Annotated in this window: 11 protein-coding genes; 6 read left to right on the plus strand and 5 right to left on the minus strand. The window is 69.7% G+C overall.

From position 1 onward, the window contains the following. Nucleotides 1-75: 75 nt before the first annotated feature. Nucleotides 76-1,107 (minus strand): 4-hydroxy-3-methylbut-2-enyl diphosphate reductase, encoded by a 1,032-nt coding sequence (locus OHA03_RS08635; RefSeq protein WP_267002375.1) that lies wholly within the window; start codon nt 1,105-1,107, stop codon nt 76-78. Between the two features lie 145 nt (nt 1,108-1,252). On the opposite strand from OHA03_RS08635, the gene OHA03_RS08640 reads away from it, so the two are divergent. From OHA03_RS08640 to OHA03_RS08655, 4 genes are all read left to right on the plus strand, one after another. Then, nucleotides 1,253-2,602, plus strand: a complete 1,350-nt coding sequence (locus OHA03_RS08640; RefSeq protein WP_267002377.1) for an APC family permease — start codon at nt 1,253-1,255, stop codon at nt 2,600-2,602. A gap of 40 nt (nt 2,603-2,642) precedes the next feature. After that, complete coding sequence (xseA, locus tag OHA03_RS08645; RefSeq protein WP_267002379.1) at nt 2,643-3,854, plus strand: exodeoxyribonuclease VII large subunit; 1,212 nt, start codon at nt 2,643-2,645, stop codon at nt 3,852-3,854. A gap of 96 nt (nt 3,855-3,950) precedes the next feature. After that, a complete protein-coding gene (locus tag OHA03_RS08650) occupies nt 3,951-4,199 on the plus strand; it encodes an exodeoxyribonuclease VII small subunit (RefSeq protein WP_267002381.1) in 249 nt (82 codons plus the stop codon). A gap of 229 nt (nt 4,200-4,428) precedes the next feature. Beyond that, nucleotides 4,429-5,019 carry a malonic semialdehyde reductase gene (locus tag OHA03_RS08655; protein WP_267002383.1) on the plus strand — a complete coding sequence of 197 codons (591 nt, stop codon included), beginning with the start codon at nt 4,429-4,431 and terminating at the stop codon, nt 5,017-5,019. A gap of 74 nt (nt 5,020-5,093) precedes the next feature. On the opposite strand, the gene OHA03_RS08660 is transcribed toward OHA03_RS08655, so the two are convergent. Continuing rightward, nucleotides 5,094-5,612 carry a DUF4245 domain-containing protein gene (locus tag OHA03_RS08660; RefSeq protein ID WP_267002385.1) on the minus strand — a complete coding sequence of 173 codons (519 nt, stop codon included), beginning with the start codon at nt 5,610-5,612 and terminating at the stop codon, nt 5,094-5,096. A 167-nt stretch (nt 5,613-5,779) separates the two neighbouring features. Between OHA03_RS08660 and glpX the strand changes: the two genes are divergently transcribed. Then, nucleotides 5,780-6,811 (plus strand): class II fructose-bisphosphatase, encoded by a 1,032-nt coding sequence (gene glpX / locus OHA03_RS08665; RefSeq protein WP_030915070.1) that lies wholly within the window; start codon nt 5,780-5,782, stop codon nt 6,809-6,811. 199 nt (nt 6,812-7,010) lie between these two features. On the opposite strand, the gene OHA03_RS08670 is transcribed toward glpX, so the two are convergent. Both OHA03_RS08670 and OHA03_RS08675 read right to left on the minus strand, forming a co-directional pair. Beyond that, nucleotides 7,011-7,382, minus strand: coding sequence for a WhiB family transcriptional regulator (locus OHA03_RS08670; RefSeq protein ID WP_030915067.1), 372 nt, complete (start codon nt 7,380-7,382; stop codon nt 7,011-7,013). A 169-nt stretch (nt 7,383-7,551) separates the two neighbouring features. Beyond that, a complete protein-coding gene (locus OHA03_RS08675) occupies nt 7,552-8,226 on the minus strand; it encodes a DUF1707 domain-containing protein (protein WP_267002391.1) in 675 nt (224 codons plus the stop codon). 203 nt (nt 8,227-8,429) lie between these two features. On the opposite strand from OHA03_RS08675, the gene OHA03_RS08680 reads away from it, so the two are divergent. Further along, nucleotides 8,430-10,097 (plus strand): fumarate hydratase, encoded by a 1,668-nt coding sequence (locus tag OHA03_RS08680; RefSeq protein ID WP_267002393.1) that lies wholly within the window; start codon nt 8,430-8,432, stop codon nt 10,095-10,097. A 78-nt stretch (nt 10,098-10,175) separates the two neighbouring features. Here the strand turns inward: OHA03_RS08680 and OHA03_RS08685 are convergent, their stop codons facing one another. After that, nucleotides 10,176-11,162, minus strand: a complete 987-nt coding sequence (locus OHA03_RS08685; RefSeq protein ID WP_323181179.1) for a helix-turn-helix transcriptional regulator — start codon at nt 11,160-11,162, stop codon at nt 10,176-10,178. Nucleotides 11,163-11,192: the final 30 nt, after the last annotated feature.

The following is an 11,192-nucleotide window of genomic DNA, read 5'->3' on the forward strand; positions in this document are numbered from 1 at the left end:
ACCGTACGGGCTGGCGCCGTACCCCGCTCACCTTCCCGGAGCACGGGCCACTCCCCCCGGGGAGGACGGAAGGCGTCACTCGGCGGTGAGTGCCGCCGCCTCTGCGCGCAGGTCCCGGCGGAGCTCCTTGGGCAGCGAGAAGGTGATCGACTCGTCGGCCGTCTTCACCGTCTCCACGTCTCCGTAGCCGCGCTCGGCCAGCCACTCCAGTACGCCGTCCACCAGCACGTCGGGAACCGAGGCGCCGGAGGTGAGGCCGACCGTGGTGACACCTTCCAGCCAGGCCTCGTCGATCTCGCTCGCGAAGTCCACCAGGTGCGCAGCGGGGGCGCCCGCGTCGAGGGCGACCTCGACCATGCGGATCGAGTTCGAGGAGTTCTTGGAGCCGACGACGATGACCAGTTCGGCGTCCTCGGCGAGCTTCTTCACCGCGATCTGACGGTTCTGCGTGGCGTAGCAGATGTCGTCGCTGGGCGGCGAGACCAGCTGCGGGAACTTCTCCTTCAGCGCGTCCACCGTCTCCATCGTCTCGTCGACCGAGAGCGTGGTCTGGGAGAGCCAGACGACCTTCGACTCGTCGCGCACGGAGACACTGGCGACGTCCTCGGGGCCGTCGACCAGCGTGATGTGGTCGGGCGCCTCACCGCTCGTGCCGATGACTTCCTCGTGGCCCTCGTGGCCGATCAGGAGAATGTCGTAGTCCTCCTTGGCGAACCGGACGGCTTCCTTGTGGACCTTGGTCACCAGCGGGCACGTCGCGTCGATCGTGGCGAGCTTGCGCTCGGCGGCCTCGGCGTGCACGGTCGGCGCCACGCCGTGCGCGGAGAACATCACGATGGAGCCCTCGGGCACCTCCGCCGTGACGTCGACGAAGATCGCGCCCTTCTTCTCCAGGGTCTGCACGACGTACTTGTTGTGCACGATCTCGTGGCGGACATAGATCGGGGCCCCGTACTGCTCCAGGGCCTTCTCGACGGCGATCACGGCACGGTCCACGCCCGCGCAGTAGCCGCGGGGCGCGGCAAGCAGGACACGGCGGGTGTCACTGCGGCGCGAGGTGCCCGCACTCGGGGCGGCGGCGGGTGACGGGCTGGGCGTAGCAGTCATGCGTCCCATCGTAAGGCCGTACCGAACAGGCGCGGGATCGGCCGTGTCGGGAGACTGAGCCGTACGCGACGTTCGCCACGTGTACGCCCTGCAATGCCACGTATGCCACGTACGCGACCGTGTCCGTGCGACCGACGGAGGGTTCATGGCGGGCAGCAGTACGGCGGACCGGGCGACCTTGCGGCGGACACTCGGGTTCCGGGATCTGGTCGTCTACGGGCTGCTGTTCATCGCCCCCATGGCTCCCGTCGGCGTCTTCGGCACGCTCGACGCGAAATCGGACGGCGCGGTCGCGCTGGTGTACGTCGCGGCGACCGTGGTCATGGGCTTCACCGCGTTCAGTTATGCGCAGATGGTGCGCGTCGCCCCACTGGCGGGTTCGGTCTTCACGTATGCGCGCAAGGGGCTCGGGGAAGGGCCCGGGTTCATCGCCGGGTGGATGGCGATGCTCGACTATCTGCTGATCCCGGCGGTCGCCTATCTCTTCTCCGGGATCGCGATGAACTCGCTGGTCCCGGAGGTGTCGCGATGGGTGTGGACGGCGCTCGCGGTGGTCATCACCACGCTGCTCAACCTCTGGGGTGTACGGGCTGCGGCGCGGGTCGGCTTCGCGGTGCTCGCGATGGAGATCGCGGTGCTGCTGGTCTTCCTGGTGTCGGCGGTGGTGGTTCTCGTGCGGGACGGGGCACAGCGCGGCTGGTGGACGCCGCTCACCGGTGACTCCGGCTTCTCCGTGAACGCGGTACTGGCTGCGGTGTCGGTGGCCGTGCTCTCGTATCTGGGCTTCGACGCCATCGCCTCGTTCGCGGAGGAGGCCACCGGCGGCTCGGAGAAGGTCGCGCGGGCGCTGCTGTTCTGTCTGGTCCTCGCGGGGGTGCTGTTCGTTGCGCAGGGCTATCTGGCGTCGCTGCTGGAGCCGATGACGTCGGCGGATCTGGCCGCCGAACCGGCCAGGCAGGGGTCGGCGTTCTACGACACGGTCGACTTCGCGGTGGGCAGGTGGCTGCACGACCTGGTGGCGGTCAGCAAGGCGATCGGGGCGGCGTTCGCGGCGCTGGCCGGGCAGGCGGCCGCAGGGCGGCTGCTCTTCGCCATGTCCAGGGAGCAGCGGCTGCCCTCGCTGCTGGCCCGGGTCGACCCGCGGTCCGGAGTGCCGCGGGCCGCGATCCTGATCGCCGCGGCCGTGACGCTGGTGGCGGCGGTCTGGGCGGCCCGCCGCGACGACGGTCTCGACCATCTGGTGTCGGTGGTCGACATCGGCGCGCTGACGGCGTTCGTGCTGCTGCACGCGTCGGTGGTCGGCTGGTTCGCCGTACGCCGGATGGACGGGCCGCCGAGCTGGTGGCGGCATGTGCTGGTGCCGGTGGTGGGTGCGGGGGTGCTGATCGCGGTGATCCTCAGCGCGGCGACGAGCGCTCAGGTGGTGGGGGTCTGCTGGCTGGGGGTGGGGCTGGTGGTGCTGGCGATGCAGTGGGGGCGGAGTCCGGCTGTGTAGGGCTGCCTCGTTGTCCGTGGTGGCGGATACGCTCGCTCGCATGGCTCTCAATACCTCCGCGGAAGCCCCGCTGCCCGTCGGCGAGGTGTCACGGCTCATCGGCGGATGGATCGACCGGCTCGGGGCCGTCTGGGTCGAGGGGCAGATCACCCAGCTGTCGCGGCGGCCTGGCGCCGGGGTGGTGTTCCTGACCCTGCGCGACCCGTCGCACGACATCTCGGTGAGCGTGACCTGCTTCCGGCAGGTCTTCGACCGGATCGCGGACGTGGTGACGGAGGGCGCCCGCGTCGTCGTCCTCGCCAAGCCCGAGTGGTACGCGCCCCGTGGCCAGCTGTCCCTGCGGGCCACGGAGATACGGCCGGTCGGCATCGGTGAGCTGCTGGTCCGGCTGGAGCTCCTCAAGAAGTCCCTGGCCGCCGAGGGGCTCTTCGCCCTGGACCGGAAGAAGCCGCTGCCGTTCCTGCCGCAGCTGATCGGCCTGGTCTGCGGGCGGGCGTCGGCGGCCGAGCGCGATGTGCTGGAGAACGCGCGGCGCCGCTGGCCCGCGGTGCGCTTCGAGGTGCGCAATACGGCGGTGCAGGGCGTGCACGCGGTGAACCAGGTGGTCCAGGCGGTGAAGGAGCTGGACGACCTGCCGGACGTCGACGTGATCATCGTGGCGCGCGGCGGCGGCAGTGTGGAGGACCTGCTGCCGTTCTCGGACGAGCAGCTGATCCGTACCGTCGCCGAGTGCCGTACGCCGGTGGTGTCCGCGATCGGACACGAGCCGGACTCCCCGCTTCTCGATCTGGTCGCCGATCTGCGGGCGTCCACACCCACGGACGCGGCGAAGAAGGTCGTGCCGGACGTGGGAGAGGAGCTGGACCGGGTGCAGCAGCTGCGGGACCGGGCGCTGCGGACGGTACAGGGGCTGCTCGACCGGGAGGAGCGGGGGCTGGCGCACGCGCTGGGCCGGCCCTCCATGCAGCAGCCGCTGCGGATGGTGGACGAGCGCGCGGCGGAGGTCGACGCGCTGATCGGGCGCAGCCGCCGGGTGCTGGGGCACCTGCTGGACCGGGCGGACTCGGAGCTCGCCCACACCCGGGCGCGGGTCGTCGCGCTGTCGCCCGCGGCGACGCTGGAGCGCGGGTACGCGGTGCTGCAGCGGCCGGACGGCCATGTGGTCCGCTCCCCCGCCGACGCCGGGGCACCGGGCGACGAGCTGCGGGCGCGGGTGTCCGAGGGCGAGTTCACCGTGCGGGTGGCCGAGTGAGCCGGTGCGGCGCCCCTTTTCCTTCGCCCGGACCCCGGCGCAGCCGCGGACGCGGTTCGGACCTGGCTGTCGTAGCTCACACATAGGGTGGATCACATGACGGACGACGCGACAACGGCAGCTGCCGCCACGGACACGCTCGGCTACGAGCAGGCGCGCGACGAGCTGATCGAGGTTGTACGGCGCCTGGAGGCGGGCGGCACGACGCTGGAGGAGTCCCTCGCGCTGTGGGAGCGGGGCGAGGAGCTGGCCAAGGTCTGCCGGCGCTGGCTGGAGGGGGCCCGGGCCCGCCTGGACGAGGCCCTGGCCCGGCCCGGGAAGGACCAGCAGGACGACGCCGGGTGACTCCCGAGCCGTAAGGATCCGGGGCGAGCCGGTCCGCCCCGGCCCGGAATGGATCCGAGCGCGCGGCGGTTGTGAGCCTCGTCGGAAATCGGGGCGGCCCGGCCGGTCATCCACGCACACGTTTGTGGAGTGGATCACCCAGGTCAGCTTTTAGTTGAAAGTTAACCTATCCCTCGGTTACGGTCGCCGTATCGCTTGATCCCCATCCGCCCGGAAGGTAATCCGCAAGATGTCCCTCGCTCTTGACCCCGCCGCCCAGGACCTCCTCTTCCGTGAGGCCCGCACCGCCAACACCTTCACCGACGAGCCGGTCTCCGAGGAGCAGGTCCAGGCGATATACGACCTGGTCAAGTACGGCCCCACCGCCTTCAACCAGTCGCCGCTGCGCATCGTCCTGGTCCGCTCCGACGACGCCCGCGCGCGCCTCGTGAGCCACATGGCGGAGGGCAACCAGCCGAAGACTTCCACCGCCCCGCTGGTCGCGATCCTGGCCGCCGACAACGAGTTCCACGAGGAGCTCCCGGCGCTGTTCCCGCACTTCCCGCAGGCCAAGGACGCGTTCTTCTCCGAGCGCCCGGTCCGCGAGTCGGCCGCCACCCTGAACGCCGCCCTGCAGGCCGCGTACTTCATCATCGGCGTCCGCGCCGCCGGTCTGGCCGCCGGCCCGATGACCGGCTTCGACGCCGCGGGCATCGAGAAGGAGTTCCTCGACGCCGACCACAGCGTGCTGATGGTCATCAACATCGGCAAGCCGGGCGAGGACGCGTGGTTCCCGCGTTCGCCGCGTCTCGCCTACGACGAGGTCATCAAGACCGTCTGATCCACCCGGTCATACGGAGAAGGCCCCGGAGCACCAAGTGCTCCGGGGCCTTCTCCGTATGCCGTACACCTGGCTCAGGACGTCTTGAGTGCGGCGGCCATCTCCGCCAGCCGCTGCGTCGAGGCCGAGCCCGTGACGACCGTGGTCGCACCGTCGTCGTGGCGCACCAGGGCGTCGTACTTCGGGCCCTTCCAGTGCTGCCACGTCTCGCCCGCGACCTGCTGCGTGCGCCCGGTGTTCCTCGCGTCCTGACTGACCTCTGACACGTACTTCTTCGCCGGGGACGTGGACTGCTCCACCGCGACGTACTTGCCGTCCGGGTCGAGGAAGCCCAGGTGCCAGCCGTTGCCCGACTGGCGCTCGTAGCTGACCGAGGTGGGCTTCCATTCCTTGGACAGACCGGCCGGAGCGGCCACCGGATAGGGCGCCGCACGCCGCGCCGTCAGGAGCTCCACCCGGTAGTCGACCGCCTTGACCGGGTTGGCCTTGTCGTCGTGCGGTACGAAAATGTAGACACCCCCGGCGACGGCGGAGATCACCGCCATCGACAGGAACATGTCCCGCACCGTCTGCTTGCCTCGCTTGCTTGCCACGGGTCCATGTTCGCATTACGCCCGACGGGTCCGACCGAGGGGCGGCCACCCGTGACAACCGGCCGGCGAGGCCGCTCATACGTGACCCGGTCTGCTCATTTTATCGACCTGACGATAGAGTCACAGCACCCTCTTCCGGTCGTCGCCGTACAGAAAGGTGCGTTCCGATGTCCGAACATCACCTACCGTCACAACTAGAGGTCTCCCCGGAGGCCCCCGACCGCAACCTGGCGCTGGAGCTGGTCCGGGTCACCGAGGCCGCCGCCATGGCTGCCGGGCGCTGGGTCGGCCGCGGTGACAAGATCGGTGCCGACGGCGCCGCCGTGAAGGCCATGCGGACCCTCGTCTCCACCGTCTCGATGAACGGCGTCGTCGTCATCGGTGAGGGTGAGAAGGACGAAGCGCCCATGCTCTTCAACGGCGAGCGGGTCGGTGACGGCACCGGCGCCGAGGTCGACATCGCCGTGGACCCGATCGACGGCACGACCCTGAACGCCAAGGGCATGCCGAACGCGATCGCCGTGCTGGCCGCCGCCGACCGCGGCACCATGTTCGACCCGTCCGCGGTCTTCTACATGGACAAGCTGGTGACGGGCCCCGAGGCCGCCGACTTCGTGGACATCAACGCCCCCGTGTCGGTGAACATCCGCCGGGTCGCGAAGGCGAAGAACTCCGCCCCCGAGGACGTCACCGTCGTCATCCTGGACCGCCCGCGCCACGAGGGCATCGTCAAGGAGATCCGGGAGACCGGCGCCCGGATCAAGTTCATCACCGACGGCGACGTCGCCGGCTCGATCATGGCGGCCCGGGAGGGCACCGGCGTCGACCTGCTGATGGGCATCGGCGGCACCCCCGAGGGCATCATCTCGGCCTGCGCCATAAAGTGCCTCGGCGGTGTCATCCAGGGCAAGCTCTGGCCGAAGGACGAGGCGGAGCGGCAGCGCGCACTGGACGCCGGGCACGACCTCGACCGGGTGCTGTCCACCGACGACCTGGTCAGCGGCGACAACGTGTTCTTCGTCGCGACCGGCATCACGGACGGTGAGCTGATGCGCGGCGTGCGGTACCGCAGCGAGACGGCGACCACCGAGTCGATCGTGATGCGGTCCAAGTCCGGCACGATCCGCAAGATCGACTCGACCCACCGGCTGTCGAAGCTGCGCGCCTACAGCGCGATCGACTTCGACCGCGCGAAGTAGACCGCGCGAGGCAGGTGACGCGCGGGCAGGTGACGCGCAGCGGCGACACACGGCACTCCGTGCGGAGCCGACAGAACGCGAAGAGGCGCCCCCCATGTGCGGTGGGGGCGCCTCTTCGCGTCGGTGCGAGGCGTCGGCGCAGGGCTGTCGCGCCGGGTGTCGGTCCGGGGCCGTCTCTTCAGAAGTGCCGTACGGCCGCTCAGCCGGCTGCGGCGATGTGGTCGGCCGAGGCGGCCGCCTTGAGCTCCACCTCGCGCCGCCTGCGGCGGGCGAGCACCACACGGCGCTCGGCAGCCGTGAGGCCGCCCCACACCCCGTACGGTTCGGGCTGCACCAAGGCGTGTTCCCGGCATTCGACCATCACCGGACAGCGCGCGCAGACCCGCTTCGCGGACTCCTCGCGGGACAGTCGGGCAGCAGTCGGCTCCTTCGACGGGGCGAAGAACAGCCCGGCTTCGTCCCGGCGGCACACCGCCTCCGAGTGCCAGGGGCCGGCCTGGTCCTCCCGAGCAGGAGTGCCCTGGGTGGGAACGGCGGCGACCTGCAGGGGCTGATGCGGCAGTTGCAGCACGGTCTACTCCTGACGACGGCTTCGCGAGCGAGAGACGATGCAGCACTCCCTACCCGCTGTGCGTGCGCCTAAGCACTGAGTGGCACTGAGTTCCGGGTGACGGAATTGCGGTCGACCGGAATTTTGGCCGGAACCAGGGCCGTGCGGACCACTGCCGACCGATGCGGGTTCAGTGGCCGAGATGTTTGCGCAGCCGGTTGTGGAGATCCGTGATGAGTTTCCCCCGCTTCGGCTTTGCCTCGACGTTCCCGAAGACGGAATAGCCGTTGACGACGATCACCGGGGCTTCCGGGTCTGCGGATTCCAGTGTGAGGACTTCGAAATTACCGAAGACGCCCGTGCCGCTGCCGCGCAGCGAGATGTTCTCCGGGACCTTGATCTCGACACTGCCGAAGATGGAGGTCGCGTTGATGACGGTGAGTCTCTGGCTGAAAAGCGCCTCGGTCAGATCGATCTCCACGCTGCCGAAGAGCGCGAAGGCGTTCGTACGGCCACCGACTCGCCAGCGGCCCTTGCGGGTGGAGCTGCTGAAGATTGCCACCAGATTGTCGGCCGGGCCCGCGGGGGCCTCGGGGCCGTACGCGTACGGCGTCGCGGACGACGGCCGGGTGGAGCCGCCGGGGGTCGGCAGGTCCCGTACCAGCGGCTCGAGTTCGCCTACGGTCTTGGCGCGGTAGACGGCGTCGACCCGCTCGGCGTGCTCCTCGGCGGTCAGCCGGCCCTCGGCCATGGCCTCCCTCAGGATGTCCGCGATCCGGTCGCGGTCTGCGTCGGAGGCGCGGATACCGGCGGGCGCGGGCGGCGCCGGGGCGGCGGGCTGCTGAGGGTGCTTTTCGAGGTCCACCGGCCCAGCGTACCCAAACGCGATAGATCGCGACTAGGGCCTGTCCGGGGCACACTCCGAGCTGATCCGCGCAGGACGACGAGCACATGCGGTGCTCGAACTGAGCCTTACCTCACAGGTTCGTCCCGCTTGCGGCGTTCTACCCTGGTGGGTGCGCTGCCCAAGGGTGGTCAGCCGCTGTCGCCGAGTGAGGAATGGCCGTAATGCCAGAGTTTGCGTACTCCGATCTGCTCCCGCTGGGAGAGGACACCACGCCGTACCGGCTGGTGACCGCCGAGGGCGTCTCGACCTTCGAGGCCGACGGCCGTACGTTCCTCAAGGTCGAGCCGGAGGCGCTGCGCACCCTGGCCGCCGAGGCGATGCACGACATCTCGCACTACCTGCGCCCCGCACACCTGGCGCAGCTGCGGCGGATCGTCGACGACCCCGAGGCGTCGTCCAACGACAAGTTCGTCGCGCTCGACCTGCTCAAGAACGCGAACATCGCCGCCGCGGGTGTCCTCCCCATGTGCCAGGACACCGGCACCGCGATCGTCATGGGCAAGCGCGGGCAGAACGTGCTGACCGAGGGCGGTGACGAGGAGGCCCTGTCGCACGGCATCTTCGACGCGTACACCAAGCTCAACCTGCGCTACTCGCAGATGGCCCCGCTGACCATGTGGGACGAGAAGAACACCGGCTCGAACCTCCCGGCCCAGATCGAGCTGTACGCCACCGACGGCGGCGCGTACAAGTTCCTCTTCATGGCGAAGGGCGGCGGCTCGGCCAACAAGTCGTTCCTCTTCCAGGAGACGAAGGCCGTCCTGAACGAGGCCTCCATGATGAAGTTCCTGGAGGAGAAGATCCGTTCGCTGGGGACCGCGGCCTGCCCGCCGTACCACCTGGCGATCGTCGTCGGCGGTACGTCGGCCGAGTTCGCGCTGAAGACCGCGAAGTACGCCTCCGCGCACTACCTGGACGAACTGCCCGCCGAGGGCTCCCCGACCGGTCACGGCTTCCGGGACAAGGAGCTGGAGGAGAAGGTCTTCGAGCTGACGCAGAAGATCGGGATCGGTGCGCAGTTCGGCGGCAAGTACTTCTGTCACGACGTGCGCGTGGTGCGCCTGCCGCGGCACGGTGCCTCGCTGCCCGTCGCGATCGCCGTGTCGTGCTCGGCGGACCGCCAGGCCACCGCGAAGATCACCGCCGAGGGTGTCTTCCTGGAGCAGCTGGAGAAGGACCCGGCGCGCTTCCTGCCGGACACCACGGACGAGCATCTCAACGAGGCTGGTGACGTCGTCGAGATCGACCTGAACCGGCCGATGGACGACATCCTCGCCGAGCTGACCAAGTACCCGGTCAAGACCCGGCTCTCGCTGACCGGTCCGCTGGTCGTGGCGCGCGACATCGCGCACGCCAAGATCAAGGAGCGGCTGGACGCGGGCGAGGAGATGCCGCAGTACCTCAAGGACCACCCGGTCTACTACGCGGGCCCGGCGAAGACGCCCGAGGGGTACGCCTCCGGTTCCTTCGGCCCGACGACGGCCGGCCGCATGGACAGCTACGTCGCACAGTTCCAGGCGGCGGGCGGCTCCAAGGTGATGCTCGCCAAGGGCAACCGGTCCAAGCAGGTCACCGACGCGTGCGACGCGCACGGCGGCTTCTACCTCGGCTCGATCGGCGGCCCGGCGGCGCGCCTCGCCCAGGACTGCATCAAGAAGGTCGAGGTCGTCGAGTACGAGGAGCTCGGCATGGAGGCGGTCTGGAGGATCGAGGTCGAGGACTTCCCGGCGTTCATCGTCGTCGACGACAAGGGCAACGACTTCTTCACCGAGCCCGCCCCGGCGCCGACGTTCACCAGCATTCCGGTGCGGGGTCCCGGTCTCGCCTGATCACTTCGAGCGTAGGTGCCCGCGGGGGCGTTCCGGCGTCGGCCGGGGCGCCCCCGTGGTGCGTCCGTACTGCTTCGCTCAGGGATCCAGCAGTCCCGACGTCGCGAGCAGATAGCCGAGTTGGGCGCGGCTGTTGCTGCCCAGTTGTTCCGAGACCTTCCGCATGTGTTCGGCGACGCTGCGACGGCTCATGCCGAGCCGGCGGGCGATCGACGCGTCCGTCTCGCCGCCCACGACCGCCAGCAGAATGGTGCGCTGGAGGTCGGACATGATGACCGAGGAGCGCAGCGGCGCGCTGTCGGGGCGGATCGGGACGGAGCGGGACCAAGCGTTGTCGAATTGCCGGGCGAGCAGGCTGACCAGGGCCGGGTGCTGGACCCGCAGCGCCGTGTGCGGCTCTTCGGGGACGGGTACGAACGCGATCTCCCGGTCGCAGACGATGACCCGGTCGACGACTTCGGCGACCGTCCGTACCTCGGCTCCGGCCGACGTCACCTGCTCGATGTAGGAGAGCGTCGCCCGGTGCGAGCGGACGGTGTGCTGGTAGATCGTCCGCTGCCGCACTCCGCGCCGCAGCATCCGCAGATCGCGGGGCAGCGCCTCGCCGAGGACGTGCGAGGGGCGGCCGCCGCCGGGCTGTGCGGTGAGCAGCTCCTCCTGGCAACTGCCCACGGCCGCCTCAAGTGCCTTGCTGATGACGGCTCTTCCGACGAGACGGGTGAGGACGGGCTGTTCGAGCCGGTGCACTTCCGCGTACAGCCCCTCGAACGCGGCGAGACTGGCGCGGACCGCGCGCAGGTTGCGGCGCTGCTGGGCGATCTCCTCCTCGATGGGGCCGAGCGCGGCGAACGATGCCGTCTCCGGCGGCACGGGGATCAGCGAACCGGGTGCGTCCCGGTCCGTCACCACCAGCTGCAGGGCCCGTAGACAGGCGGGCGCCCCGTCCTGCGGAAGGCTTCCCTGCATGAGTGCGCGCCGGTACGCCGCCAGGGCCGTCTCGCAGGGACGGTCGGGCGACGATTCGCGGCAATCACATGCCCGTGGGCCGGATTGATCGTCCTTCACAAGTATGCAGATTACATTTGTGCAAACGGC

The organism is Streptomyces sp. NBC_00154 (genome assembly GCF_026342835.1).
In the GTDB taxonomy this organism is placed as follows: domain Bacteria; phylum Actinomycetota; class Actinomycetes; order Streptomycetales; family Streptomycetaceae; genus Streptomyces.

What these genes read in the sequence shown, in the direction of transcription:
- OHA03_RS08640 (WP_267002377.1), top strand. Translation starts at nt 1,253, where the DNA reads ATGGCGGGCAGCAGTACGGCGGACCGGGCGACCTTGCGGCGGACACTC.
- xseA (WP_267002379.1), top strand. Translation starts at nt 2,643, where the DNA reads ATGGCTCTCAATACCTCCGCGGAAGCCCCGCTGCCCGTCGGCGAGGTG.
- OHA03_RS08655 (WP_267002383.1), top strand. Translation starts at nt 4,429, where the DNA reads ATGTCCCTCGCTCTTGACCCCGCCGCCCAGGACCTCCTCTTCCGTGAG.
- OHA03_RS08650 (WP_267002381.1), top strand. Translation starts at nt 3,951, where the DNA reads ATGACGGACGACGCGACAACGGCAGCTGCCGCCACGGACACGCTCGGC.
- glpX (WP_030915070.1), top strand. Translation starts at nt 5,780, where the DNA reads ATGTCCGAACATCACCTACCGTCACAACTAGAGGTCTCCCCGGAGGCC.
- OHA03_RS08680 (WP_267002393.1), top strand. Translation starts at nt 8,430, where the DNA reads ATGCCAGAGTTTGCGTACTCCGATCTGCTCCCGCTGGGAGAGGACACC.
- OHA03_RS08635 (WP_267002375.1), bottom strand. Translation starts at nt 1,107, where the DNA reads ATGACTGCTACGCCCAGCCCGTCACCCGCCGCCGCCCCGAGTGCGGGC.